Consider the following 25,178-nt stretch of genomic DNA (forward strand, 5'->3'; position numbering starts at 1 on the left):
ATGAAGATAGAGCAAATTTATACAGGTTGTTTAGCACAAGGAGCATACTACATTGAAAGTAATGGAGAGGCTGCTATTATTGATCCCTTAAGAGAGGTACAACCTTATATAAACAGAGCTGAAAAAGATGAAGCGAAGATTAAGTACATTTTTGAAACTCATTTTCATGCCGATTTCGTGAGTGGTCACGTAACTTTAGCAGAGAAAACAGGAGCTTCAATTGTATTTGGACCTACGGCAAACCCAAAGTTCAACACGCATATTGCAACAGACAACGAGGAGTTTACCATAGGAAATGTAACTATAAAAGCATTGCATACTCCAGGACATACCATGGAGAGTACTACTTATTTATTAATAGATGAGGAAGGAAAAGAGCATGCAATATTTAGTGGAGATACTTTATTCTTAGGAGATGTAGGACGTCCAGACTTAGCACAAAAAGCAGCAAGCTTAACGCAAGAAGAGTTAGCGGGAATGTTATACGATAGCTTACGAACTAAAGTAATGACTTTAGGAGATGATGTAATAGTATATCCAGGACACGGAGCAGGATCGGCATGTGGAAAGAACCTAAGTAAAGAAACAGTAGGGTCTATAGGAGAGCAAAAGAAAACCAACTATGCTTTACGTGAAAACATGACACGTGAAGAGTTTATTGCTGAGGTAACAGATGGATTGTTACCACCGCCAGCATACTTCCCATTAAATGTAAAAATGAACAAGGAAGGATACCAATCTATAGATGAGGTAATTAAAAGTGGAGCCAAAGCATTATCGGTAGATGAGTTTGAAAAAGCAGCTAACGATACTGAGGTAATTGTATTAGATGTACGTCACCAATTCGATTTTATCAAAGGATTCATTCCACAATCAATATTTATAGGATTAGGCGGAACCTTTGCACCATGGGTAGGAGCTTTAATAAAAGACGTAGCACAACCAATTTTATTAGTAACACCAAAAGGAGAGGAAGAAACAACCATTACACGTTTATCGAGAGTAGGATTTGATAATGTAGTAGGATATTTAGATGGAAGTTTTGAGGCTTGGGCAGCATCAGGAAAAGAAGTAGATACATTACGTTCGGTATCGGCAGTAGCATTAGAAGAAGCAATGAAAAACGATGCGAAAGTATTTGATGCACGTAAACCAGGAGAGTATGCCAATGAGCATATTGTAGACGTACCAAGTACACCGTTAGATTTCTTAAACGATCATGTAGCGGAGTTCCCAACAAAAGAAGATTTTTATATCCACTGTGCAGGAGGATACCGTTCGGTAATCGCAGCATCAATCTTAAAAGCAAGAGGATATCATAATGTAATAGATGTAGCAGGAGGATACAAGGCAATAAAAGAAACTAATATTGAGAGAACAGCCCAAGTTTGTCCTTCAACATTAAAATAATTTAAGATGAAAAAGTACGTTTTAATACTAGTAAGTTTACTAGCCATTGTAATGTCGTGTAAATCGAAAAACGAAGGCGTAAAAGATATTACGGTAGAAGATTTACAAGTGGTTTTAAAAAACGAAGCCAACATTCAGTTGTTAGATGTACGTACACCACCAGAATGGGCACACGGTATTATTAAAAATGCGACAGAAATAAATGTAACATCAGATGGTTTTAAAGAGGAAGCTTTAAAAAAGTTAGACAAAACAAAACCAGTATATATTTATTGCCGATCGGGTGGAAGAAGTAAAATAGCTTCGGAAATGTTATCGAAAGAAGGCTTTGAAACTTATAATATTTTAGGAGGCTATTTAGAATGGCAAGAGAAAAATAAGTAATCATGAAACAAGAAGTATATATAGAAAACCTAAAATGCGGTGGTTGTGCAAATACCATTGTAAACGGAGTAAGTAGCATAAAAGGAGTGGACAACGTTGCCGTAAGTGTAGATAATTCCTTAGTTACCTTTGTAAGTAACGAAGCTACATTAGGATTGGTAAAAGAAAAATTATCAAAACTAGGCTATCCAGAAGTAGGAGCAGACAATACGGTACTGCACAAAGCAAAATCGTTTGTAAGCTGTGCTGTAGGAAGAGTACAAAAATCATAAACAAAAATCCCGAGTGAAGAACTCGGGATTTTTTTATTAGAATAAAAAAACAATTATAATGTTTGTTATAAAATTTTTATTTGAAAGTTTTCGAGCTATGATTTTACAGCTTATTACGTAATTTTCATTTTACGATATTTATTGTAATATTTTGATATTGTTGATGTTTTGATAAAAAAAATATATATTTACAACAAAAAAAATGTTATGATGTATGATTTAAAGATAATACTGTTTTTTTTGTTTTTTACTTTTTTAAGCTATGGTCAAGACAAAAAAGACTTATACAGCTGGTTTGATAAAGAAGTAGGAGTACATTCTTCATCTATATTTGAAGGGGAAACTTATAAAAAAAAGCATATTCCAGTAAAAAATAGTCACCCATTTTATAAAAACAATCAATTTTATAAAGGAGATATTGTTTATGATGGTGAATCCTTTTTCGATTTAGATTTGAAATATGATTTGCATGATCAAGAAATAATAGTTCGGTTAAAAGATAAAAACGGAACCCACTTACCAATTAAAATCTTTAAAGATAAGATTCAGTATTTAACAATTGATGGCGCAAAATTTATAAATTTTAAAAAGGGGAATTCTAAGGAGAATGATAACTTTTTAGGTTTATATGAAATCATTTATGATTCGAAAAGAGTTAAGCTTTTAGTAGGGCATAACAAATCAATTTCAGAGAGGTTAGATAGAGGAAAAATGTTTGCAAAATATGTAAACGATGAAGAGAAGTATTTTATATTTTATAAAGGGAAATATAATGAAGTGAAAAGCAAAAGAGATTTAAGAAGAATTTTTCCTGAAAAAGAAAAAGTAGTAGAAAAATATTATGCTACATATAAAAAATTGAGAAAAGATAATAAGAGTCTTTTTTGGGTTAAGTTAATCGAGGCTTTAGATCAGAATTAAAATAAAAACAGTTATGAAAAAAATACTAGTGTTGTTTGCAATTTTATATTGTACAATAGTTACTGCTCAAGATTTTTCAAAAAAAATTACAATATCTTTTGTAGATAGTCCCTTAGAAAAAGTGTTAAATGATCTTGAAAGTAAAACAGGTTATTCTTTTTTTTATATAGATGGATGGTTGAAGGATATAAAAGTAACGGGTAGTTATACCGATAGTTCTTTAGAGAAAATACTAACAGAAGTTTTAAAGGAGACTCCCATAAATTTTTATTTGCATGAAGGAAAAAAAATAATTCTAACCAAAAACAACGTAGTTTTTAATAAGCTTCCAGAAGGATTTCTAACATCAAAAACAAAAAAAGAAGTAAATCTAGAAGAAGAAGTAGCGCCTGTATTTTTTGAAGAGAATTCACAAAATCAATCGAAAGTTATCAAAATAGGAAAAGCTAATTTAAATTCAAATGATAAATATTTCTACATAACAGGTACAATTAAAAACAGTATAACAAATGAGCTAGTACAAGGAGCAGTAGTTAGTGTTAAAGGAAAGCAAGTTGTCACAGAGACCAATGAAAAAGGTTATTATAAGTTAAGAGTTCCGAAAGGGTTTAATACAATAGAAGTTGAGTTAGTAGGAAATGAAAAGATAAGCAAGGATGTTGTAATTTATAACAATGACAGGTTAAATTTTGCAATGAATGAGACATTTGAATCGTTAGAAGAAGTAGATATTTATGCAAAAAAAGATATAAACGAAATCAAAGCAATTACTGGTGTATCTCAAATAGAAGTTGCAAAAATAAAAAATATACCTCTAGTGTTAGGAGAACAAGATATATTTAGAGTTGCAACAACTTTACCAGGTATAACTACAGCTGGAGAAGGAGCATCAGGGTATAATGTAAGAGGAGGAAAAACAGATCAGAATTTAATTCTTTTAGATGGTATGACTATATATAATCCAACTCACTTTTTCGGATTGTTTTCAAGTATAAATCCCTTTGTTTTAAAATCTGTTGATATTTATAAAGGAAATATACCCTCAGAGTTTGGAGGGAGATTATCATCAGTATTTGATATAAAGTCAAAAGATGTTCATGTTAATAAAATCCAAGGAGAAGCTTCTATAGGAGCTATAATGAGTAATTTAGCGTTACAAGTACCTGTTTTAAAAGATAAATCTACTTTGATGGTGGGAGCAAGAAGTACTTATTCGAACTGGATTTTAAGGTCTTTAGATTCAAAAAATCTTAAAGATAGTGAAGCATCATTTTATGATGTTAGTTTAAAATATTTACATAAAATTAATGATAAAAACTCATTAAGTGTTAGTGGTTACCTTAGTAAAGATCGCTTTAATGTAACTCTTGACTCTATACATTCATTTACCAATAAAGCTATATCTATTAGTTCTAATCATAAATTTAATGAGAAAAATAATTTGAATGTATTGTTAACAAATTCGAACTATGGATTTAACATTGATTATTATAAACAAACTACAGGAGGGTTTGATTTAGGTTATAATATTAATGAAACAGAATTGAAATTAAATTTTTCATATTTAAGAAGCAAACAGCATCACTTTAATTATGGGGTTTCATCAAAACTATATAATGTAAACCCAGGAAATATAAAGCCAATAGGACAAAATTCGTCATATGCAAAAATAGATATACCAAAAGAGAAAGCACTAGAATCAGCTTTTTTCATATCAGATGATTTTAAACTTAATGATAGATTACAGTTTTATTTAGGGTTAAGATATTCTAATTTTTTATTCTTAGGACCAGGAAGCCAAAGAATTTATACAGAAGGAGCTCCTAAGGATATAACAACGTTACTGGAAGAAGTTCAATATAAAAATAATGAAGTGATAAGTAATTATGGAGGATTAGAATACAGATTATCAGCTAAATATTCTTTTCCAAATGATTTAACGTTAAAAGCAAGTTATAATAGCACAAATCAATATATCCATACATTATCAAATAACACAACTAATTCTCCTACAGATACATGGAAGCTATCTGATTTGAATATAAAACCACAAACCTCTAAGCAGTTTTCTTTTGGAGTTTATAAAAATTTAAAAGAAGACGAGTATAAAATTAGTTTAGAAGGTTATTACAAAATATTACAAAATACGCTTGATTTTAAAACAGGAGCCAAATTATTATTAAATGAAGAGTTAGAAACAAATGTTGTACAAGGAGAAGGAAAAGCTTACGGAGTAGAGTTTCTAATCAAGAAAACCAGAGGTAGATTAAATGGTTGGCTAGGGTATACTTATTCTAGGTCTTTTAACAAGTTTGATAGTAATTTCGCTACAGAAAATATTAATAGAGGAGAATATTTTCCTTCCAATTATGACAAGCCTAATGATTTTAGTCTTGTAGCAAATTATAAATTAACAAAAAGGTATAGTGTATCTCTAAATGGAGTATATCAAACAGGAAGACCTATTACTTTTCCTATAGGACAATTTGTTTTTAATAATATAGAATTTGTAACCTATAGTGATAGAAATAAATTTAGAATTCCGGACTATTATCGTTTAGATTTAAGTGTAAATATTGAAGGAAATCATAAACGTAAAAAATTAGTTCATAGTTTTTGGAGTTTTTCAATTTATAATGTTCTGGGAAGAAATAATCCATATTCAGTATTTTTTGTTTCTGAAGATTCTGAAATAAAAGCTTATAAAAGCTCTATATTTTCTGTACCTATTCCTACAATTACTTTTAATATTAAATTTTAGCTATGATGATATATTTAAAAAATAAAAAGGCAATTATCGTATTTTGTTTTAGTTTCTTCTTCTTATTGTTAAGTTGTATAGAACCTTACAATATTAATTCTACAGAAAACTTTAAAGAGTTATTAGTAGTAGAAGGTAGAGTTACAAATAGATTAGGGTACCAAAAATTAAGTTTAACAACAACGTATCCTTTGGAAGGGATAAAAGTTCCTCCTTCTGTTAAAAATGCAAATGTTGTAGTTTATGAAGATTCTAATTTAATGTACGAATATGAAGAAGAATCACCAGGGAAATACAAATCTAAAGTTGAGTTTAAAGCGCAAGAAAATAAGACATATCAATTAAAAATTACATTACAATCTGGAAAAGAATATGTTTCGGATATTCTTAAATTGCCAGAAGGTCCTAATCAAGATTTTAATATTACAATAAAAAAGACAGAAAACTCTGCAGGTAATCAAGGGGTTCTTTTTGAATATGAGAAAAACACGAATAACACTATAGATATCCCAACTTTTTATAGATTTAATCTCAATGCTACTTATGAAATTGCTGCGCCATTTTGGACAGCGTTTAAGTTTAAGTTATTTCCAGATACTAAAACTATAGATGTAGTGCCTAGAGGTAATAAAAAAGGAAGCATATGTTATATTGAAGAAAATAATTCAAAATCATTTTTATTTAATTCAAGAAATTTTAGTGGAAATTTACTAGGGCCTTTTGAAGTAGTTTTTTTAGATAAAGAGGATAAAAAAATAGGACGTAGATACAGCGTAGAATTAGAACAATATGTTCTTTCTAAAGAAGCATTTTCTTTTTACAGAAAATTAAAAGAATTTTCAGAATCGGAAAGTGTTTTTTCAGAAAACCAACCAGGTAATATAGTTGGTAATGTAAGATCATCAGAGAATCCCAATGATGTAGCTTTAGGTTTTTTTGAAGTGTCTAAAGTAATTTCTAAACGAGTATTTTTTAGTTACAAAGAATTTTTTACACTTAATGGAGCCCCACCATATGTAGAAGCATGTTTTACCTCTGCTCCTCATCTTGAAGCTTCACATAATCCAATAGGTTTATCTTTATATGAAATGATAGAAAAAGGAATGGTTGAGTTTTGGGGAGATACAGGTGTACCTCCTATCCCAAACCGTCCTTACAAAGTAGCGTCTAAAATTTGTGCTGATTGTACTTTAGTACCAGGCTCAAAAGAAAAACCAGATTATTGGATAGATTAAAATATGAAAAAGATGAGAGTATTTCTAATATTTCTAGCATTTATAGTTAGTCAAAACAATATTTTTTCACAGAAAAAAAAGAAGGATTATCCAGAAGAAACAATCTTTGTACATCTTAATTCTACGATGTTACTTTCTGGAGAAAAGTTATATTATTCTTTATATTGTTTAGATTCTAAAGGAGAAAAGAGTCCTTACAGTAAGATTGCATACGTATCACTTGTTGATATTGAAAAAAAAGAGAAATTAAAATTAAAGTTAAAACTCAATAACGGTTTAGGAAGAGGAGAAGCAAGGATACCAATAGGATTACCTTCAGGTAATTATAAAATTATTGCATACACACAATGGATGAAGAATTTTAAAGATGATGCATTTTTTAAAGAAGATATTACTATTGTAAATCCTTATCAAGAAAACCAAAACGTATTTGTAGTTAAAGAAAAAGATAGTATTACAAGTACCTTAAAGGAAGTAAGTCTTAAAAAACCTGTTCTTTCTCCATATTTTAAGATAGATATAGACAAGAAAAAGTTTTTAAAAAGAGAAAAAGTATTAATAAAAATAAAAAAAGAAGCTGATAAAAATCTTGAAGGAGATTACTCAATATCAGTAAAAAAAATAGACAAATTAGATGAGTTAGGAAAAAGAAGAATAAATGCAATTGGTTTTAAAAGTAGAATAAAAAATAAAACAATAACAGATAATGAAATTGTTTTTTTTCCAGAATTAAGAGGTGAATTAATATCAGGTAAATTATTATTAAAGAAAGATAAATTACCAGTTAAAAACCAAAAACTATCTCTTTCAATACCAGATAAGGATTTTATTCTTGAATTTTCTTCTACTGATTCTCAAGGGCATTTTAATTTTAATTTAAATAAAAAATATATCGGTAGCCGTGGTTTTATCCAGGTTTTGAATAAGAATAATAAAGATTACGATATTGTTTTTGAAAATAGAGAACTTGATTTAACAAAAATGAAATTTACTTTTAACCAAGTAAAAATTCCTGAAAGCTATAAAGATGTAATTTTAAGACGAAGTATAAATAATCAAATAGAGAATAGTTACAAGGCAATTCATCAAGACTCAATAATTCAGTATAAGAATTCTAGTTTAAAAGACTTACCTAAAAAAGTATTTAAATTAGAAGATTATACTAAGTTTAAAACAGTAAAAGAAGTATTTATTGAGATAATTGAACATGCGAGCATCATAAAAGATAGTGAAAACAGAGACGTATTTCATACAGAATCATTAGGTGGATATTTGGAAAATCAACCAAAAGCATTAGTAATAGTAGACGGTGTTTTACAAGAGGATGTTTCTAAAATAATTGATTTTAAGGCAAGTGAAATAGATAATATTAGTTTAATAAGAACAAAGACTAAATTTATTTTTGGAGGAAATGCATATCAAGGAATTTTAATTTTTGAAACTAAGAGCAAAAAATTTAATGAAGAGGTAGAAAATGATTTTTTTATGGTTCAATTATCTCCAACTCAATTAGAAAAAGAATACTTTAAGAAAAGTTATTTGACCCCAAAATCTAGAATACCAGATTATAGGAATCAATTATTATGGAATCCACATATTAAGTTAGATAAATCAACAACAGTACTTGAGTTTTATACATCTGATAATTCTGGGGTTTATGAGGTATGTGTTGAAGGATTCACAAAAAAAGGAATTCCAGTGACTTTAAAAGAATATATTATGATAGAGTAGTTTTTTAGTTGAGTATAATATTCCTAAAAAATTATCAAAACTAGGTTATCCAGAAGTAGAAGCAGACAATACGCTACTGCACAACGCAAAATCGTTTGTATGCTGTGCTGTAGGAAGAGTGTAAAAATCATAAACAAAAACCCCGAGTTCATTGCTCGGGATTTTTGTTTATTTTAATATTAATTGAACTTAGGTTAAACTCTAAGTTTTCTAGTCTTTATTTTTTTTAGGTTTATTAGTTAATATTATTGCTCCTGATATAGCTATTAATCCGTAAAGTATAGGTACTGTATTACTTTGTCCATAGATAAGATTATAAGTTCTTCTTACAAAATTTTTTGAAAAAAAACCTTCGTCTGGATTTTGTAAAAGTACTAAAGAAGTTATTATTCCTTGCATGAGAGCAAATAGAACAAGTATTATACCTAATGCTTTTATTACTTTATTCATAATTAATAAACGTTTAAAATTTAAGAGAAGTTAGAAGTATAACAAACCTACTATTTAAAAACTACCTTTACTTACGGAAAACCATACTAGAAATAAGGGTTTACCTTATTTTTTAAATAGGCTTCATTCAATAGAAAAACACTCGCTTATCAAAATGGTAGGTATTCGTAAATAATTGGTAGCCTAATAACAGGAGAAAGGGAGGATCTTTGCAGAAATAAAATTTTAATAATGAGAAGATTACCTATAGCACTCATAGCCATTATGCTATTAACAGCCTGTAAGCAATTAAAAACAACGAATATGGAACCGGTAAGCATCCAATTAATAAGAAACGCAACCTTAAAACTAAACTATAACGGAAAAACCTTTTTGGTAGATCCATCATTATCGCCAAAACACAGTTTTATGTCGTTTGTAGTGCCTAACAAAAACCTAAACCCAACCGTAGAATTACCTTTACCTGTTAGCGATATTACCAAGGGATTAGATGCTGTTTTAGTAACGCATACACATTTAGATCACTTTGATGAAGGAGCAAAAAAAGCTTTAGATAAAAGTTTGCCGTTGTTTGGACAGCCTTTTGATAAAAAAGTTTTAGAAGAAAGTCCGTTTACTAAGGTACAATTGGTGGAAAAAAAAGCAGCATTTGAAGGAACAACAATTATCCGTACCAAAGGAAAACACGGACCAGATCAGTTATTAAAAGCATTGGGAGAAGTGTCGGGATTTGTATTGCAAGCCAAAGGATATCCAACAGTATATATTGTGGGTGATTGTCTTTTAGATGAAGAGATTAAGAGTACCATTCAAAAATATAACCCAGCAATAATTGTTGTAAATTCGGGAGGAGCAGAATACGGAGGCGCACAAATATTAATGGATGAGAAAAGAGCGGTAGAAGTAGCCAAGTTAGCACCCAAAGCAAAAGTAATAGCAGTACACATGGAATCTTTAGACCATTGTAAAACTACTAGAGATATGGTACGCCAAGAAGCACAAAAAGAAAAGGTAAGTTTTAGTGCCTAACGATGGAGAAACTGTAGTATTATAAAAGTGTAGGTTATTTTAAGCTAAAAATACAAGTGCTATATATATTAATAATGCTATACCCAGAACAATTATTATCCAAGTTTTTAACCGTTTAGTTTTTTTATCTAAAAAAGGAGCAGGATAAACATTACTAATTATTAAGAATATTAAGATAAATAAAAGTAAAAGATCTTTCATAGCATAAATGATTTTGGCAAATATAAAACTAACTGTAGATATAATTTATATCTTATTCTAAAAATAGAAAATGGAATATTTAGAGTTTAACAAAACCATATGCGGGGTTAATTTACACCTCAACGCCATCGACTTTCAGTCCGAATGTCCGTTTGAATTAACCAATGCAACGGTGTCGGCAGATTTCTTTCAGATTTTCTTCTTAAAAAAGGCGGAAGGTTTTCTACAACTCAATGACGAAAAAATAGCCCTAAAATCCAACAGTATTATCTTTATATCAAAACATCAGCACCATTCGTGGCATGCTGATGTTGCCACGTTTGAAGGGCAACTGTTATTGTTCCAAGACAATTTTTTAAACGACTTCTTTTCCGATCAGTATTTTATTTTCCGATTGCTATACTTTTACCAAACTGAGTTTCCTTTGGCAATAGAAGTAGCCCCGTCTTATATGGACGATAACCTATTAAAGTTACGAGAGATTAAACACGAATTGGTACATCCTAAAAGCGATAGTGTACACATTATACGATCGTTATTGTATTATATCTTAATATCGTTAAATAGAAATTACTTCGAAATCAATAAGTTCAACGAGGCAATATCATTAGACAATACCGCCTATCAATTTCGAAAGTTGGTAGAAAAACACATCCATACTCACCAACGTGTGGAAGACTATGCGGGAATGATGAAAATAAGTCGAATATCGCTAAACAAAGCGGTAAAAGCACAGTTCAATGTAACGGTTACGGACTTTATTAAATCGAGACTCCTATTTGAAGTAAAAATGAAACTGATACATACATCAAAAACGATCTCGGAAATAGCGGACGAGTTGCATTTTTCAGAATCCAATCACTTATCGAGGTTTTTTAAATTAAAAACAGGGCAATCTCCCAAAGAATACCGAATCGATTATCAAAATGGTATCTATTCGTAAAAAAACGGTAGCTTGTAACTAGGGAAATCGGAGCATCTTTGTACTAAGAAAAGAATTGATAAAATAAGCATCAATGAAACACTTAACACAAATATGTTTAATCATCTTAACCGTTTTTACCATGGTAGTAAACGCACAAAATAAAACCCATACCAAAGAAGCAATTCGTAAGGCAATGGATTATTTAATAGACAGAGCCACAAATTACGACATAGAAGCTTTAGAAACCATATATCACAAAGACTTTCATACCACATTGGTATTGCCAGATGGCGAAGTAAAAACCTATAACAAGCAAGAGTTTAAAGATCATTTTGCCAAGCAAGCAGCAGAAGGTAAAACCCAGTTAAATACTTGGGCAGACTGGCATGATTTTCATGTATTAGGAGACACAGCTGTTTGTGTACTTACGAGAAAACACAGTGGAATGAATGGAAAAGAAATGCAATTACTATGTAATATTGAATTGCGTTTTGAAGACAATAGATGGCAAGTACTGCGTGAAGCCATTTTCTTAAAGCCTTTGTAAAAAGAAACAGCCTTGGCAAACTAAAATTTAACCACTAAGTGTTTAAAAAGGAGAAGCCTAAGCAAAGTATTTGGAGACCGCTCAGCGGAGTAAATCAAACACGGTAATGAGAGAGTTGCTATAAGCATAGTGATAATAACAGCATAACGGTCGTTATAGATAAACTATAGCGACCGTTATAATATGAAAAGAATTAGAATTTAAATAGTACTTGTTGCTAAGCTAAAAGAAACTTAAACAACAACTAGTTTAAAAGAAGTATCGCTAATACGAACTCCTTTTAAAAAGGCTTGTGGATTTGAGGTAAACTGTGATTTAATTCGAATATGATACCTCCCTGGTAATAGATGAGGAGCTTGTGCAATAATATTTTTAAAGGTATTGCGAGAAAAACGAGTTACTTTAATTTCCGTTTGATCTTCTCCAATAAAGTACAATCCCACACTAGGGTGTGACCCCGCTATTTTTAAACGACTTCCTAACAATTCAAAAAGACCTTCTGAAGTAATTTGCTGATTAGAAGTTCCAGAACCAATGTCTATTACCTGAGTAATTTGTGTATAGGTATTAGGCGCTGCAACCTTATTAATAGGCACTTCATGAAGCACATTTTTAATTAATTTTCCCGTTTTAAGCTTTAAATGTAGTTTGTGCTTTTTCTCGGAAAAGATTTCTTCATCATTATCAAAAACACCAGTTATAGAATAACTAATGTTAAATAGCGGTAAGTTTACAGTATCTCCATCTTTAATGCATTGTATAATAGTTTCGTAAAAAGAATTGAGTACAGCAACAATATCTGTTTTACCTACAGCACTTCGTTTTTCTAGCATCTTTTTAATTAGAGCAGCCTGACTTACACTACGTGTAGCTAACACACGTGCGATGTAATTATCTTCTTCGTTTAAATGATTTTTGGTCAAATAGTACTTCATAAGTTCAACTTTAATAACATTATTTTTAGTTCATAACTAAACCTATTCTATTAGCTATGGGATGTAAGGTTATTTAAAATCGAATGTATAAAGGGAAGTTGTGGAGAAAGTGAAGGACATACAATTTCTACGTCTGCTCTAAGATACGAAATTTTTGTGTCTTATATTAGAAAAGAAGAAGTAATAACTAAAGAAAGACCTCTTTATAGCCTTGTTTGGCCATTTTATAACTTTTAAGGGTTTCTTTTTTCATCTGTTTTAAAAGATTAATTTTTAGTTCTTTTTTCATAGGGTATTCTAAAATACTAACAATAAACTCAGTCCCAATAAGACTAGATATAATGGAATCTGGATGTTTCACTAATATTTCTTCAATTAGTTCTAGTAGTTTATTTGAAATAGTTTTATTTCCTAGTTCGGTTTCCTTCATCATTTTATTAGCTAGCTCATTACATATAAGCAAACCAATATAATCGTCATTGAGTTCATTTTTATGTTGCTCGAAAACTTTCATTTCTCGCAAATCAGGAAGAACTTTAAAAATTAATTCATAAAATTCAGAAAAAGTAATTTCTTTTTGATTCATTGTTTAATATTTAGATTTTTTGAAGGTAAGAGAATTTTGTTAGTTACTTTTCTTTCGTTTTATAATTATGAAACCAACTATAATTAGGGTAGCGCTAATAGCTATGTTTTCATAGGATTTATCAACATATCCTCCAAAACCAGAAAAACCAGCATTTTTATAAAAAAGTACTAAACCACCAATTAAGATGCATAAAAGACCTATAAGTTTTTTGATATTCATTATTTGTAATTTATTGTTTAATGATTGAATAACCTAATTCGTATAAAACAAGTTAGTATCTTTTTAGTTGTTCTTCTTTAGTCATATTGATGATTCCAACTCCATCTACAAGCCAACGATTTTTAACTGGTTTCATTTTAATTTTTAGCTTATAATCTGGTAATTCTTTCCCTTTTACCATAATAAAATTTGGTTTTTCAACAGACTTCGCTAATTCAAAACCATTATCAGGATAATTTTGTGCATCAAATATAGGATCAAAGCCTAAACCTAATTCGGGATCTTCTTTTTCAGCTTCGGTAATTATTGTTTTATATGTTTGTTTGAATTGTTGAGTAACTTTTTGCTGGTCAATCCATTCAAAAACAGAAAGCTCAGAATTAAAATCATCACAATATTTAGCATAAGCATTTATAAAGTTTAAAGCTATAGTACTTGCTACATTTTGTTTTTCTATAGAAATGTTTTCTTTTGTTTTTTTGTTTTTCCACCAAGCTACTATTTCATCTACTTTATATTGAGAATAACTTTTACAAATACAAACATCGTTTGGATAAGGTTCATTATTTCGATAAGATTCAATTATCGAAATAATTTGGTGTCCGAGAGTTATGTTTTTTGAATTAGGAATAATAGATGAAATTCTTCTATTAATACAGTTAGCTTTTTCTTTAGAGTTAATTTTAGAAATTAGAAAATCTAAATCATTATTACTAATCCAATTGCTATTTGTTTGTCCAACTGTTATAACAAAATCAAGAGTATCTTTATCTGTTGTATTGGCTTTTAGTATGTTTACAAAGTCTTTAACGTTTGTATCAGACATGTAGACTTTCTTTTTTAAAGAAGATTGTTTGATATATTCTTTCTCTAGTTTTTCATAATTATTAATCATCAATTTATTCTTTTCTTGGGTATGTTGATTTTTACAAGAGTAACTAATGATTAAGAAGAGTAGTATAAGTGTATTTTTCATAGCATTATAAATATAACTATTAACTCTATTGTTGAGTAAGCAGAAATGCTAAATTAAAAAATATAAGAAGAACCTTTAGTTATAATGTAGAGATACAAGTCTTTTTCCTAACATATAAAATAGTATTTAAGAAAGAAAGTTCTTTTATCTTTACCTTAAAAAATATGAAAAGTAACCTTCTACTCTTATGCTCATTTCTGTTATTGGTTAATTGTAATACTAGCGGAGTAGAGTATATTCCTCAAAAAGATGGAAAAAATCATACAATAGACTTTGAGTTATTTAGTATTATTCTACCAAAAGAGTTTAAATATAAAAAGATAGATGGAATTGATTCTTTTGTTGGGAAAATTGAAAATGGTACTTCTAGTTTTCTTTTTGACTATGGTTGGTATTCACCTAGCCCACCAAAGGATAAAGCTTCTTTTATAAAAGAAAGTCAAAGGAGCATGGACTTTATGACGCTTCAAAAGTTTTTAAACAAAATAAATATAAAGCCATATGAAGATGAAAAAGGGAGCGTAAACTTAGATGAGATAACTAAGAAAATAAAAAACTTAAAACTACATGAGAACAACGAAACTTTAGTTTTTGAAAATGACAAGGAAAACAACTGTGAGTTTTATTACTCATTAGAGTTTGAAGGGAAAGAATATTTGATTCCATTTTGTATTCCAGAAGAAAAGAAAGAACGGTTTAAGTATTGCGAGTTACATATAGATACTGTTGGGAACTATAAACGAACAATTGCTTTGTGGACAGATAAAAAGATTACAAATAGATCAAATGTAAACTTTGAACCATTAGATAAAAAGGAACCCAATGATAAGCTGTTTATAGGAATTAGAACGAATACAGAATTTAACAAAGAAGAGTTAAAAGCTATTTTTGAAACTGTAGTGGTGAAGTAAGGAATTTATAACGTTTTATATAACACCTCAACATAACGTTTTATCTCCGTGGTAAAGTTGGTATACAGGTCTTTGTAAGTAGGAGCAAGCTTGCTTTCAATACTTTTAAGAATTTCTCTTTCTGTTTTTCCTTTTCCTTTAGCTTCTTTAACCAGTTTCCAAACTTTGGATAACAGATTAGCATCGCGTATTACAGCACTTCCTTTGGTAATATTTCCATGACCTGTTAGTACATGTATAGGTTGTAACTCAGCTATAGTGTTAAGTGTTTGAATTAGGTTGGGAACTTTTTTTGGGTTGATAATAATAGGCATCCAGTTAGAGCTTAATACATCGCCTCCAAAGATTATTTTTTGTTGAGGTAACCATACCAATACATCACCGTGTGAGTGACCGTTATTAGAAAAAAGGAATTCGACTTCTACACCACCAAAATTCATTTTTTGATGCTCGGTAATTAGTTTGTTAGGATATAGCAAACGAGTTTTACCAATGGTTCCTTTGGTAGCTCTATTAAAAAAAGCAACATCTTCTTCTCCGTACTTTTTCATGGTTTCTAAAGCAGCTTTGCTAGCAAAAATCTCAGCTTTGGAAAAGGCAGCATTCCCTAACCAATGATCGGCATGACTGTGAGAGTTAATCAACCAACGAACGGGTTTGTTAGTCACTTTTTTAATAGCGTTTTTAATTCCATTTCCAATGGTTTCAGAAGAGCCAGTGTCGAATAACAACACTCCGTCTTTAGTAACTACAAAATGACTGTTAGAGTTCCAACCTTTGTTTTCGGGAGTAGGTAATCCAAATGAAGGAGAAACGATACTATATACATTTTCTGCAACGGGGGTGGCTACAAAATCGAAAGATTTGGTTTGAGCATTAAAACTATGAGATAATAAACTGATGAGAAAGAAGTAATGTATCGTTTCTTTTAACATTTTAATCGCTATTATTAATAAATAGTTCTGTTGGTAAAATTAATTTTTAAAAGAGTGTGTTGTCAATTATTAGCTTAAACCGCTACTTTGAATGACAGATAGGTTCTTTTGATAGATGAAACTTAATTGTTGTTGTCTAAGTTATCCATTAGAAACTTGTCGTTTACTTTTTTGAGTATATTCGTTGGATGTTATAGTTGTTATGATAGTACATGGAAGGAAAAGAAATATTAGATTCTATAATTGGTAAAAAGTTAGACAAAGGACGAACTCAATCTTTTGTTCTAAATGGAGAATTAATTGAAAAAATCAATCTTACTTATTTAAAGTTCGATAATTGGATTAGTATTGTATCGAGTGATGAATTAACTACAGTTAGAAAAGTAAATAAAGATTTCGAGTCAAGAGAATCATTTGGTGATAAAGAGTTTTATTATCCTATTGTTCCGATTAACATATATTTTCCTGATTTTGAAAAATATGTTGGAAAGAAGCTTGTATCTTGGAAAGAGTTAGTTTGGAATAAAAATAATAAGTTGAGTTTTGGTATTAATCTTTACTTTGAAGATAATATGAACTTGATAATTCACGACAATACTTCAGAAGAAAGAAACCAATATGTTTTTAAGAATAGTGTACCAGCTGATTTGATAGAAAAATAGAAGCTAAATAATAAGTTAAGACTTTTTAAAAATAAAAAACTAAGAAAATTTATCGTTTCCTTTTGGAGTATATATTTGTTAAGTGTTAAAATTGTTATGTTGAGAAAGAAAATATTATGAAAAGAAAAGTTAGAGTTATAGATTGTTTCGAAATACCAGGGTTAGGGCTTTTAACCGAACTACAACATATTGAAAATGGAATTCCACCTAATTCTCAAATAATTGATTTAGAGACAAACGAGTCATGGATAGTTAAAAAAAGAGTTTATCATGGTATATTAATTTTGAATGAATTAGAGAAATATTTCGAATGTGAAACAGCTTCAATTCATATAGATAGTGTTTTTCAAAAACAATTAGATAGAGAAATTGCAATAGAGAAAGAATTAGCTAAGAGAGAAAAAGGAATTTATTATTACCTGTTAGCTCCAAAAAATAAAAGACAAAGAAAAAAGCCAAAAACAGGAATCGAATTAAAAATAAATTGTACTAATGAGAATAAGAACAGAAAAAGATCTTGAAAAACTAGATAATAAAATAAAGGAAGAGCTAGGAATTGATATACATAAATATAGAAACGAAGAAGTTGTAGAAAACTTTGTAGAATTATTAGTCTTTCCAAAATATGTTATCAATTGGGTTATTAGACCAGTTTTGATTTCAATTTTGGCTTTTATTATAGGTTTCTATATGTTGGATTTAGTCCATGTTGAATATGTTCTATATAGTATTATTGGACTTATACTTTTTTTGTTAGCTGGATTCTTTATGGGATTACTTTTTCTAATTTGGAAAATGAAATCTGATATGTGGGGGATTATTAATTATTCTTTGGATATTATGAAATCTGCTGTAGCTGATATAAATGAAGTTAGCAACCAGACTACTAAAGAAAATAGAAAAGATGTTTTAAGTTTACTTTTTAAAGGAGTTATTCATATTATAACCATTCCTATGGTTTCTAAAGTTGTATCGGACAAAGTCCCATTCGTAGGCGGAATTGTTAATAGAATAGTTAAAAAGATTTTGACATTAGTTTCTGATAAAGTTAAGTTTGATGAAGAGAAATTAAAGAATGAATTGAGTAAAAGTGAAGACGAACCAAATGCTTTAAAAGTGTACTTAAAGTCAATCTCATTTGCTTCTAATGGAATTAAAAAAGTTATGAACTTTACATTTGGTGTTGCACAGTTTCCTTTAAAAGCATTATTTGGAATTATATTATTATTACTAACATTGTTTATTTATTTGATTAATTAAATTGAAAAAACTAAAATTAAAATATTCTGAATCTCATCCGCTGAAGTCTTACATAGTTAATGAACAATTTTTGACAAAAGAAGAGTTTATTGATAAGTTTGAGAGTTTTCAATGGTTGGAGTTATTGAAATTGCAACTAAATGCAAATGAGAATCAGGTAGATAGTTCTCCTTCACTTACTATTGAAGATGAAAAAGAAAATGCAGTATTTGCATCTATAGTAGGGCAATTAGAGGAATATGAGTTTTATGTTTGTTATAAAAGACCTATAACTAGAAAAAAGAAAAAATGGTTTGGGTTAGTTGAATACGATTATTACGATGAAAACTTTTGTAGTATTATTCCAGAGCAAACCAAACAAGACGCGTTAGACGCTTTTCTCTTGTTTTATGATAGGAACTATGAAGAGTTAGCAAAAAGATGGTGATGATTGTTTGATAATAATGATAAATATAAAAAGTGAAATAAACCTCAATGGCAGTTCCTAAAAATAAAGAAGAGTTAGTTTTTGAAATAGAAAACAATTATTCCAAACTAAAAAAAGATTTGGAAACAGTTCCGTTTGAGTTAACTAAAAAGAAAGAACTGGAAGGACATGCTAAAGGAACACAAATGAGTGTTTCTGATTTGGTAGCTTATCTTATTGGTTGGGGAGTGCTAGTATTAAAATGGCACGAGAAAAAGGAAAAAGGTGAAACGGTAGATTTCCCAGAAACAGGTTATAAATGGAACGAATTAGGAAAGCTTGCTCAAAAGTTTTATTCGGACTATGAACACCTCGATTATCAAACATTGTTAAGTAAATTAGATACCATTGTTAACGAAATTCTGTCTTTGGTAAAAAATACTGAAAACACGGCTTTATATGAAAAGCCTTGGTATGACAAATGGACTCAAGGTAAAATGATACAATTAAATACTTCGTCACCTTATAAAAACGCTAGAAGTAGAGTAAGGAAGTGGAAAAAATATCGTGAAATTAAAATCTAATTATAATATGAAAAAGACTCTTATACTTCTTTTTGTATTTCTTTCCTTTTGTAGTTTTTCTCAAAGTTTTGAAGAGAGGGAAAAAATAAATGAAGGATTTAAAAAATCATCAGATGCAAAGATTATATTATTTAAAAACAGTTTGATACCAAAACAATTAGATTCAATACAATTGAAGTCTGATTTCTTAAATAGTAGAAGAATTAACTATAAAATTATTGGATTTAGAATTTTAGCAATTGATAAAAATGAGGAAGTAGTTTTCTCTTTCAGTTCTAGAAAAAATAATATTATATCTAAAGAGTTTAACAAGAAAATAAATGAATGTTTAGGATGTGAAAAAGTAAAGGTTGATTTAGTAACTATTAATTGGTTTACAGGAACATACACTATAAGAACAAATCAAAGTTGGAATATTAACTAAATACACTGTACTTTCACTTATAAAAATTGCATAAAATGAATAAAGTTTTAAAAATTGTACTAACATGGTTGCCTTCGTTTGTAATTGTACTTATTTACATAGCAAACGGATTAGATAAAATTTTGAATCCAAATCAAACAGGTAAAGTTATAGCCAATAGTACTATAATGACTGTAACAGGAATCTTTTTGTTAATTTCTGTTCTCTTGTTTTTATATCATAAAACATTAGTAATTGGAACTACTTTTTTAGCGCTTTATATGACTTTCATAGTCTTTGTTCATATGTATAAGGGCAAGCCTTATGAAGTTACTGTTTTAATTGTTATAGCAACAATCTTTGCGGCATATCTAAGAAAACCAGTGCTATTTCATAAGTAAGGGTTATTTAAAGAGAATACTAAATTTATCTAGTTTATTAAAAAGGTGAATATGGAAGAACCAAAATTTAGATGTGGAACTAGAGGTGCTATTACTAGTTTAGCAAAAACATTAGAGTTACCATATAGTGATTTGATGCAAGATTGGTCTTATGAAGTGGCTAATCCAAATGATATAGAAAAGTATATTAAACATTATGATAAGCTAACTGATGAAGATCAAAAGTTTGTATTAATGCAAATAATGATACAAGCAACAACTGATCAAAGCAATAAAGATGATTTACAAAAATATTGGAATGAAATAAGTACTAGATTACTGTTCGATAAAACAATTCATGAATATACTATCTTTTATTGGGGCTGTTATGAAGAGGATATAGATATTAATGACTGTTGGGAAGTAACACCGTTTATTCGAAATTTATGGGAAGTAATGCAAAAGAGTTATGAAAAATAACAGAATGTAAAACTTAAGGAATCTATTTTTAATAGATTCTACAAAAGAATAAATATCCTACTTGTTTTTATAGATACTAGAGATAAGTTGAAATAAAAAATAGATAAAAGCATAGGTTAAACTTAACTCTTCTACAGCCGAGATAATGTTTTTATTAAAGTTGTTCCAATCGATTAGAAAGCAAGAAACAATACTTAAGATAATAGAGATTAAAATTAATAAGAATAATAGCTTTTTAGGCGGTTCCCACATATATTAGTTGCTGATTTAATACAGAGGTAGAGGCAACTAAATGTAGGAGTTAAAAAAGCTTTTATATAGAGAGAATTCATAAACGGAAGCTTTTTTGTAATAAACGGTAGTAATATTGTTTTTAAAGGTAAACTTAATTTAAAAAGGCATCAATGTCTTTCCTATAATTATCGCCAATAGGAATTTCCATACGTCCAATTTCAATATCGTTTTTAGTATAAGCAGTAATCTTATTTTTATTAATAATATAAGAACGATGTATCCGAATAAAACGATGATCTAGCTTTTGTAAAAAAGCCGAAATACTGGTTTTGGTAATATGATGTTCATTAGCCAAATGAATTTTGATATAATCTTTTAAGCTTTCAATATATAAGATGTCTTCAAAATTAACTTTAACTTGCTTTCTATCTTTCCTTATATAAATAAAGGAAGCATTGTTTTCAGGTAAACTAGCAATTATAGGAGTTGAGGTATTTATTATTTGTAGTGCTCTAAACTTTTCAATCGCATTAAAAAAACGTTGAAAGGTTATAGGTTTTAAAATATAATCAACAGCATTTAGTTCAAAACCGTCAATAGCATAATCTCTATAAGCAGTAGTAAATATTACTTTAGGTTTATGGAGTAGATTTTTATAAAAATCAATTCCCTTTAAAACTGGCATTTCAATGTCTAAAAACAAAAGATCGATAGTGTTTTCTTGTAAAAACTTACTTGCTTCAATTGCACTGGCACAAGAAGCCACCAATTCAAAATCATCCAATTGCATTAAATGATTTTTAAGTAACCTTCTTGCTAGCTCTTCATCATCAATAATTAAACATTTGTAGGTCATTTAATCGGAATTTTTAAATCAACATTAAAATTATCGTTTTCCTCTAGAATAGTTAAAGAGTAAGTGTCTGCATACAATAATTCTAATTGCTTTTTAACATTACTAATACCAATACTTTCTTTTCGAGATGGTATTTTATTTTTAGCAATAGAGTTTTCAATTTTAAAATGAATCATAGTTTCCTCTAATTCAATATTGATATGAATAAAAGCTTTATTCAACTCTTGTGAAACCCCATGTTTAAAAGCATTTTCAATAAAGGTTAATAAAATTAAAGGAGCGATCTTAGCACTAGAATTTTCAGGAGTATTTAATTGAATTATAACACGATTACCATAGCGTATTTTCTCTAAAGCCAAGTAGTTTTTTATCAAATCAATTTCCTTTTGTAAAGGCACAAATTTCTCATTACATCCATATAACATATAGTCTAACATTTCAGAAAGCTTTTCAATAACTTCAGGAGCTTCATCCGATTTTTCTATAGTTAATGCGTATAAGTTATTTAACGTATTAAATAAAAAGTGTGGATTTAATTGATGCTTTAATGTAGTTAATTCTGTAGCTTTTTTTTGCTCGTTTATTTTAAGGAAACGTTGTTGCTCGTTATAAAACTTTATGATTAATAATATAATTGTTGGTGTTAAAAACTTTACCGATTTACTTACTATAATTTGAATTTTAAAAATATGATCCAAAAAGCCTTTCATAGAATCGTAATCCGTATTGTTTTGTGTTTTGTCAAAATACCTTGGTAGATGCCAAAACTCTTGAATACTAACAAAAAGGGCATAATTAAACATAAGTAGTATGAGTAAGAAAAAGCTAAATTGGATGTATTTCTTAGGGGTTAAAAAATAAGGGATGAGTATGTAAAGTATACAATAGGCAATTATAATTTGTATTGATAACAGAATTAATCGCGACTCAAGACCTTGATAGTAACTCCTAAAATAAGAAGCTTCTAGTGTAATTAAGAAATAGGAGAAAATCCCTAACCAAAATAACAAATGACGTATTAGGGGAATCTTAATTAAAGAAGCTATTTTTTTTGTTCTACCCATTAAGCGACTAAAATACGATATATATAACATTGAAAACTAAAAGTAGCTTAAATATGAATTTAGGTAGCTTAATAGATAAATATCATAGACTAAAACAAAATTTGATGCTTCATGAGTTTCAAGAGGCTAAAATAGCTGCTTAGTCTACTTTTTTTAAAGCAATTCTTTCTCAGGATACTTTAGCAATCCAAGCAATATGTTTAATTATTGAAATTTAAAAAATGAAAAGAATTGTTTTATTCATGCTCCTGCTATTAGGAGTTTTTAATACACAAGCTCAAAAGCAAGATAGAATTGTATTTAGCAATACTACCATTAAACTAGATGGTGAATTAAATGAACCTATTTGGGAACAGTTAGATGTACATGGGAATTTTATTGATTATATGCCTAAGAATGGAAGTGTAGCATCAAAACAAATGGAAGTAAAGATGTTTCACAATGGTAAAAAACTATACATAAGTGCTATATATTATGACGTAACAGATCAGATACAAATAGGATCGTTAAAACGAGATGATATAGCCAACTCTGGAGGAAACAGTGACTCTTTTGCTATTATTATTGACACCTATAACCAACAACAATCAGGGTATTTTTTTATTGTGAATATGGGAGGTGCTTTAATTGATGCATTGGTATCTAGAAAAGGAAGTGGATATTGGATTAGTAGGAGCTGGAATACAATTTGGAATGCTAAAACCTCAGTAAAAGGAAATCAAAAAATATACGAAATTGAAATTCCATTAAAAGCTTTAGGGTATAAAGAAGACAGTCCTAATTGGGGAATTATGTTTCATGCTAGAGATATTAAAACAAATGAATGGATTACGAGTACTAAAATAGACCGTAATTTTTCACAATTTGATTTACGTTTCTCAGAACCTTTTGAAGTTGAAAACTTATCAAATAATAAGCCTACAAAATTCACAGTAACGCCATCATTAACCATGGATTATCAGGAGAGCTTGGTAAATAAAACAGAAGACTCTAATGTAAAGCCAAGTTTAGATTTTCAATACAATGTAAGTTCTTCTTTAAAATTAGATGCCACGCTTAATCCAGATTTTTCGCAAATAGATGTAGATACACAAGTTACTAACTTAAGTCGTTTTGCAGTATTCTTTCCAGAGCGACGTAATTTCTTTATAGAAAATAGCGATTTATTTACCTCATTAGGTGTAAGTGGTGTAAATCCGTTTTACTCTAGAAGAATAGGAGCAGAAACTGATATCTTATTTGGTTTAAAACTATCAGGAAATGTAGCAAAGAAAACACGATTAGGAGTCTTGAATGTGGCTACAAAGAAAGAAGATACGAAGCCAGCTCAAAATTATGGAGCATTAGTAGTAGAGCAACAATTATCGAATGTTTTTAGAACAACAGGATTCATAATTAACAGACAAGAAACTGATGGTTTTTCATTTTTGAATGATTACAATAGGGTAGCAGGATTGAATGTAAACTACAATTCAAAGAATAATAAATGGACAGGATTGGCAAATTATGCCCAGAGTTTTACGAGTAATGTGTCTGGAGATAATAAGTTTTATAGTTTAAGTCTTTGGTATAATAGCTTAAAAACATCTTGGAAAACCTCTGTAAGAAAAGTAGGAAGAAATTACATTACCGATGTTGGATTTGTTCCAAGACTAGATAATTATGATGCAATTAATCAAACAATAGTCAGAGAAGGATATACACAAGCTATTGGACGATTGAGTTTGACTTATTTTCCAAAGGATTCTAAAAAGATTAACTCTTATAAATACTTAGGGTTTTCAAACAATACCTATTTTGATGAGGAAGGAGTAGTTACTCAGTCTTCAACCAATATTAATAACGACTTATTATTTAATGATAGCTCCCTAATTTACGGAGGAGTTGGGCATAATTATGTTAATTTAAAGTATGCTTTTGATCCTCTAAGAAATGGAAATTATATACAGCCAGGTATTTATAACTATTATCGATTTTCTGCTGGGTATCGCACTACAAGAAATAGAAAATTAGAGTTTAATGGAAGTTATGAATTGGGGGGGTATTATGGAGGTTCTAGAGATCGTTTAATCGCAAGAGTAGATTATAAATTAATGCCTTTAGCACGATTATATGTAAGATACGAACGTAATGATATTGATTTAAATGAATTGGGAAATGATACTTTCCATTTAGCTAGATTCTCAGGTGAAGTATTCTTTTCTAACCGATTAAATTGGACAACTTATGTGCAATACAATACACAGTTTGATAATTTTAATGTAAACTCAAGATTACAATGGGAGTACAAACCATTGTCTTATATCTATTTGGTAATTTCAGATAATTTTAATCAAGAGATTTCAAGGCAAAACTGGGGAGTAGCTTTTAAAATGAATTATAGATTCGATTTTTAGTATTGAACAAAAAAGAGCCATA

The 25,178-nt window shown here is 29.3% G+C and carries 28 protein-coding genes; 20 read left to right on the forward strand and 8 right to left on the reverse strand.

Annotated elements, in window-relative coordinates; all coding sequences use genetic code 11:
* From Q0958_RS18450 to Q0958_RS18480, 7 genes are all read left to right on the forward strand, one after another.
* Window positions 1-1,410, forward strand: a complete 1,410-nt coding sequence (locus Q0958_RS18450; protein WP_299125927.1) for a rhodanese-like domain-containing protein — start codon at window positions 1-3, stop codon at window positions 1,408-1,410.
* 6 nt (window positions 1,411-1,416) lie between these two features.
* Window positions 1,417-1,794 (forward strand): rhodanese-like domain-containing protein, encoded by a 378-nt coding sequence (locus Q0958_RS18455; protein ID WP_299125930.1) that lies wholly within the window; start codon window positions 1,417-1,419, stop codon window positions 1,792-1,794.
* Between the two features lie 2 nt (window positions 1,795-1,796).
* Window positions 1,797-2,066 carry a heavy-metal-associated domain-containing protein gene (locus tag Q0958_RS18460; RefSeq protein WP_299125932.1) on the forward strand — a complete coding sequence of 90 codons (270 nt, stop codon included), beginning with the start codon at window positions 1,797-1,799 and terminating at the stop codon, window positions 2,064-2,066.
* A gap of 207 nt (window positions 2,067-2,273) precedes the next feature.
* Window positions 2,274-2,987, forward strand: a complete 714-nt coding sequence (locus Q0958_RS18465) for a hypothetical protein (protein ID WP_299125934.1) — start codon at window positions 2,274-2,276, stop codon at window positions 2,985-2,987.
* 13 nt (window positions 2,988-3,000) lie between these two features.
* Window positions 3,001-5,748 (forward strand): carboxypeptidase-like regulatory domain-containing protein, encoded by a 2,748-nt coding sequence (locus Q0958_RS18470; RefSeq protein ID WP_299125936.1) that lies wholly within the window; start codon window positions 3,001-3,003, stop codon window positions 5,746-5,748.
* 2 nt (window positions 5,749-5,750) lie between these two features.
* The gene (locus Q0958_RS18475) at window positions 5,751-6,983 is read left to right on the forward strand and encodes a DUF4249 domain-containing protein (RefSeq protein WP_299125938.1); all 1,233 of its coding nucleotides are present in this window, start codon (window positions 5,751-5,753) and stop codon (window positions 6,981-6,983) included.
* 12 nt (window positions 6,984-6,995) lie between these two features.
* Entirely contained in the window at window positions 6,996-8,714 is a 1,719-nt protein-coding gene (locus tag Q0958_RS18480; protein ID WP_299125941.1) for a hypothetical protein, read from the forward strand.
* A 210-nt stretch (window positions 8,715-8,924) separates the two neighbouring features.
* Here Q0958_RS18480 and Q0958_RS18485 read toward each other — a convergent pair whose 3' ends face one another.
* Window positions 8,925-9,164, reverse strand: coding sequence for a hypothetical protein (locus tag Q0958_RS18485; RefSeq protein ID WP_299125943.1), 240 nt, complete (start codon window positions 9,162-9,164; stop codon window positions 8,925-8,927).
* Between the two features lie 231 nt (window positions 9,165-9,395).
* Between Q0958_RS18485 and Q0958_RS18490 the strand changes: the two genes are divergently transcribed.
* The 3 genes from Q0958_RS18490 to Q0958_RS18500 all read left to right on the forward strand — a co-directional run bounded on the left by Q0958_RS18490 (window position 9,396) and on the right by Q0958_RS18500 (window position 11,866).
* Window positions 9,396-10,193 carry an MBL fold metallo-hydrolase gene (locus tag Q0958_RS18490; protein WP_299125945.1) on the forward strand — a complete coding sequence of 266 codons (798 nt, stop codon included), beginning with the start codon at window positions 9,396-9,398 and terminating at the stop codon, window positions 10,191-10,193.
* 271 nt (window positions 10,194-10,464) lie between these two features.
* Window positions 10,465-11,337: an AraC family transcriptional regulator gene (locus tag Q0958_RS18495; RefSeq protein WP_299125948.1), complete on the forward strand. Its 873-nt coding sequence runs from the start codon at window positions 10,465-10,467 to the stop codon at window positions 11,335-11,337.
* A gap of 73 nt (window positions 11,338-11,410) precedes the next feature.
* Complete coding sequence (locus tag Q0958_RS18500) at window positions 11,411-11,866, forward strand: hypothetical protein (RefSeq protein ID WP_299125950.1); 456 nt, start codon at window positions 11,411-11,413, stop codon at window positions 11,864-11,866.
* Between the two features lie 233 nt (window positions 11,867-12,099).
* On the opposite strand, the gene Q0958_RS18505 is transcribed toward Q0958_RS18500, so the two are convergent.
* From Q0958_RS18505 to Q0958_RS18520, 4 genes are all read right to left on the reverse strand, one after another.
* On the reverse strand, window positions 12,100-12,801 hold the full coding sequence (locus Q0958_RS18505) for a DNA-binding domain-containing protein (RefSeq protein ID WP_299125952.1): 702 nt from the start codon (window positions 12,799-12,801) through the stop codon (window positions 12,100-12,102).
* Between the two features lie 187 nt (window positions 12,802-12,988).
* On the reverse strand, window positions 12,989-13,387 hold the full coding sequence (locus Q0958_RS18510) for a hypothetical protein (protein ID WP_299125955.1): 399 nt from the start codon (window positions 13,385-13,387) through the stop codon (window positions 12,989-12,991).
* A gap of 39 nt (window positions 13,388-13,426) precedes the next feature.
* Entirely contained in the window at window positions 13,427-13,609 is a 183-nt protein-coding gene (locus Q0958_RS18515; protein ID WP_299125958.1) for a hypothetical protein, read from the reverse strand.
* A 52-nt stretch (window positions 13,610-13,661) separates the two neighbouring features.
* Window positions 13,662-14,585 (reverse strand): hypothetical protein, encoded by a 924-nt coding sequence (locus tag Q0958_RS18520; protein WP_299125961.1) that lies wholly within the window; start codon window positions 14,583-14,585, stop codon window positions 13,662-13,664.
* Window positions 14,586-14,749: 164 nt separating this feature from the next.
* On the opposite strand from Q0958_RS18520, the gene Q0958_RS18525 reads away from it, so the two are divergent.
* Window positions 14,750-15,496 carry a hypothetical protein gene (locus Q0958_RS18525; protein WP_299125964.1) on the forward strand — a complete coding sequence of 249 codons (747 nt, stop codon included), beginning with the start codon at window positions 14,750-14,752 and terminating at the stop codon, window positions 15,494-15,496.
* Window positions 15,497-15,501: 5 nt separating this feature from the next.
* Here Q0958_RS18525 and Q0958_RS18530 read toward each other — a convergent pair whose 3' ends face one another.
* The gene (locus tag Q0958_RS18530; RefSeq protein ID WP_299125967.1) at window positions 15,502-16,431 is read right to left on the reverse strand and encodes an MBL fold metallo-hydrolase; all 930 of its coding nucleotides are present in this window, start codon (window positions 16,429-16,431) and stop codon (window positions 15,502-15,504) included.
* Window positions 16,432-16,643: 212 nt separating this feature from the next.
* Between Q0958_RS18530 and Q0958_RS18535 the strand changes: the two genes are divergently transcribed.
* From Q0958_RS18535 to Q0958_RS18570, 8 genes are all read left to right on the forward strand, one after another.
* Window positions 16,644-17,093 carry a hypothetical protein gene (locus Q0958_RS18535; protein WP_299125970.1) on the forward strand — a complete coding sequence of 150 codons (450 nt, stop codon included), beginning with the start codon at window positions 16,644-16,646 and terminating at the stop codon, window positions 17,091-17,093.
* Window positions 17,094-17,209: 116 nt separating this feature from the next.
* On the forward strand, window positions 17,210-17,614 hold the full coding sequence (locus Q0958_RS18540; RefSeq protein WP_299125973.1) for a hypothetical protein: 405 nt from the start codon (window positions 17,210-17,212) through the stop codon (window positions 17,612-17,614).
* A complete protein-coding gene (locus Q0958_RS18545) occupies window positions 17,586-18,353 on the forward strand; it encodes a hypothetical protein (RefSeq protein ID WP_299125975.1) in 768 nt (255 codons plus the stop codon). Before Q0958_RS18540 ends, Q0958_RS18545 begins: the two co-directional genes overlap by 29 nt.
* A 1-nt stretch (window position 18,354) precedes the next feature.
* Window positions 18,355-18,780, forward strand: a complete 426-nt coding sequence (locus Q0958_RS18550) for a hypothetical protein (protein ID WP_299125977.1) — start codon at window positions 18,355-18,357, stop codon at window positions 18,778-18,780.
* Window positions 18,781-18,827: 47 nt separating this feature from the next.
* Window positions 18,828-19,343, forward strand: coding sequence for a ClbS/DfsB family four-helix bundle protein (locus tag Q0958_RS18555; RefSeq protein ID WP_299125979.1), 516 nt, complete (start codon window positions 18,828-18,830; stop codon window positions 19,341-19,343).
* 7 nt (window positions 19,344-19,350) lie between these two features.
* Window positions 19,351-19,767: a hypothetical protein gene (locus Q0958_RS18560; RefSeq protein WP_299125982.1), complete on the forward strand. Its 417-nt coding sequence runs from the start codon at window positions 19,351-19,353 to the stop codon at window positions 19,765-19,767.
* Between the two features lie 35 nt (window positions 19,768-19,802).
* A complete protein-coding gene (locus Q0958_RS18565; protein WP_299125985.1) occupies window positions 19,803-20,147 on the forward strand; it encodes a hypothetical protein in 345 nt (114 codons plus the stop codon).
* 51 nt (window positions 20,148-20,198) lie between these two features.
* The gene (locus Q0958_RS18570; RefSeq protein WP_299125988.1) at window positions 20,199-20,606 is read left to right on the forward strand and encodes a hypothetical protein; all 408 of its coding nucleotides are present in this window, start codon (window positions 20,199-20,201) and stop codon (window positions 20,604-20,606) included.
* Between the two features lie 385 nt (window positions 20,607-20,991).
* On the opposite strand, the gene Q0958_RS18575 is transcribed toward Q0958_RS18570, so the two are convergent.
* Window positions 20,992-21,696 (reverse strand): LytTR family DNA-binding domain-containing protein, encoded by a 705-nt coding sequence (locus Q0958_RS18575; protein WP_299125990.1) that lies wholly within the window; start codon window positions 21,694-21,696, stop codon window positions 20,992-20,994.
* Window positions 21,693-22,499: a histidine kinase gene (locus tag Q0958_RS18580; RefSeq protein WP_299125992.1), complete on the reverse strand. Its 807-nt coding sequence runs from the start codon at window positions 22,497-22,499 to the stop codon at window positions 21,693-21,695. The genes Q0958_RS18575 and Q0958_RS18580 overlap by 4 nt, the downstream gene beginning before the upstream one ends.
* A gap of 482 nt (window positions 22,500-22,981) precedes the next feature.
* Here Q0958_RS18580 and Q0958_RS18585 point away from each other — a divergent pair, with 482 nt between their 5' ends.
* The gene (locus Q0958_RS18585; protein ID WP_299125995.1) at window positions 22,982-25,156 is read left to right on the forward strand and encodes a DUF5916 domain-containing protein; all 2,175 of its coding nucleotides are present in this window, start codon (window positions 22,982-22,984) and stop codon (window positions 25,154-25,156) included.
* Window positions 25,157-25,178 lie beyond the last annotated feature (22 nt).

It is taken from the genome of uncultured Tenacibaculum sp. (assembly GCF_947499065.1).
GTDB lineage: Bacteria > Bacteroidota > Bacteroidia > Flavobacteriales > Flavobacteriaceae > Polaribacter.

Bases quoted from the DNA above. Each gene is read 5' to 3' on its own strand.
- Q0958_RS18500 (WP_299125950.1), top strand. From the start codon at position 11,411: ATGAAACACTTAACACAAATATGTTTAATCATCTTAACCGTTTTTACC.
- Q0958_RS18510 (WP_299125955.1), bottom strand. From the start codon at position 13,387: ATGAATCAAAAAGAAATTACTTTTTCTGAATTTTATGAATTAATTTTT.
- Q0958_RS18485 (WP_299125943.1), bottom strand. From the start codon at position 9,164: ATGAATAAAGTAATAAAAGCATTAGGTATAATACTTGTTCTATTTGCT.
- Q0958_RS18480 (WP_299125941.1), top strand. From the start codon at position 6,996: ATGAGAGTATTTCTAATATTTCTAGCATTTATAGTTAGTCAAAACAAT.
- Q0958_RS18515 (WP_299125958.1), bottom strand. From the start codon at position 13,609: ATGAATATCAAAAAACTTATAGGTCTTTTATGCATCTTAATTGGTGGT.
- Q0958_RS18520 (WP_299125961.1), bottom strand. From the start codon at position 14,585: ATGAAAAATACACTTATACTACTCTTCTTAATCATTAGTTACTCTTGT.
- Q0958_RS18540 (WP_299125973.1), top strand. From the start codon at position 17,210: ATGAAAAGAAAAGTTAGAGTTATAGATTGTTTCGAAATACCAGGGTTA.
- Q0958_RS18560 (WP_299125982.1), top strand. From the start codon at position 19,351: ATGAAAAAGACTCTTATACTTCTTTTTGTATTTCTTTCCTTTTGTAGT.
- Q0958_RS18490 (WP_299125945.1), top strand. From the start codon at position 9,396: ATGAGAAGATTACCTATAGCACTCATAGCCATTATGCTATTAACAGCC.
- Q0958_RS18535 (WP_299125970.1), top strand. From the start codon at position 16,644: ATGGAAGGAAAAGAAATATTAGATTCTATAATTGGTAAAAAGTTAGAC.
- Q0958_RS18585 (WP_299125995.1), top strand. From the start codon at position 22,982: ATGAAAAGAATTGTTTTATTCATGCTCCTGCTATTAGGAGTTTTTAAT.
- Q0958_RS18450 (WP_299125927.1), top strand. From the start codon at position 1: ATGAAGATAGAGCAAATTTATACAGGTTGTTTAGCACAAGGAGCATAC.
- Q0958_RS18555 (WP_299125979.1), top strand. From the start codon at position 18,828: ATGGCAGTTCCTAAAAATAAAGAAGAGTTAGTTTTTGAAATAGAAAAC.
- Q0958_RS18460 (WP_299125932.1), top strand. From the start codon at position 1,797: ATGAAACAAGAAGTATATATAGAAAACCTAAAATGCGGTGGTTGTGCA.
- Q0958_RS18475 (WP_299125938.1), top strand. From the start codon at position 5,751: ATGATGATATATTTAAAAAATAAAAAGGCAATTATCGTATTTTGTTTT.
- Q0958_RS18580 (WP_299125992.1), bottom strand. From the start codon at position 22,499: ATGTTTAATTATGCCCTTTTTGTTAGTATTCAAGAGTTTTGGCATCTA.
- Q0958_RS18465 (WP_299125934.1), top strand. From the start codon at position 2,274: ATGATGTATGATTTAAAGATAATACTGTTTTTTTTGTTTTTTACTTTT.
- Q0958_RS18570 (WP_299125988.1), top strand. From the start codon at position 20,199: ATGGAAGAACCAAAATTTAGATGTGGAACTAGAGGTGCTATTACTAGT.
- Q0958_RS18545 (WP_299125975.1), top strand. From the start codon at position 17,586: ATGAGAATAAGAACAGAAAAAGATCTTGAAAAACTAGATAATAAAATA.
- Q0958_RS18525 (WP_299125964.1), top strand. From the start codon at position 14,750: ATGAAAAGTAACCTTCTACTCTTATGCTCATTTCTGTTATTGGTTAAT.
- Q0958_RS18455 (WP_299125930.1), top strand. From the start codon at position 1,417: ATGAAAAAGTACGTTTTAATACTAGTAAGTTTACTAGCCATTGTAATG.
- Q0958_RS18505 (WP_299125952.1), bottom strand. From the start codon at position 12,801: ATGAAGTACTATTTGACCAAAAATCATTTAAACGAAGAAGATAATTAC.
- Q0958_RS18530 (WP_299125967.1), bottom strand. From the start codon at position 16,431: ATGTTAAAAGAAACGATACATTACTTCTTTCTCATCAGTTTATTATCT.
- Q0958_RS18565 (WP_299125985.1), top strand. From the start codon at position 19,803: ATGAATAAAGTTTTAAAAATTGTACTAACATGGTTGCCTTCGTTTGTA.
- Q0958_RS18495 (WP_299125948.1), top strand. From the start codon at position 10,465: ATGGAATATTTAGAGTTTAACAAAACCATATGCGGGGTTAATTTACAC.
- Q0958_RS18575 (WP_299125990.1), bottom strand. From the start codon at position 21,696: ATGACCTACAAATGTTTAATTATTGATGATGAAGAGCTAGCAAGAAGG.
- Q0958_RS18470 (WP_299125936.1), top strand. From the start codon at position 3,001: ATGAAAAAAATACTAGTGTTGTTTGCAATTTTATATTGTACAATAGTT.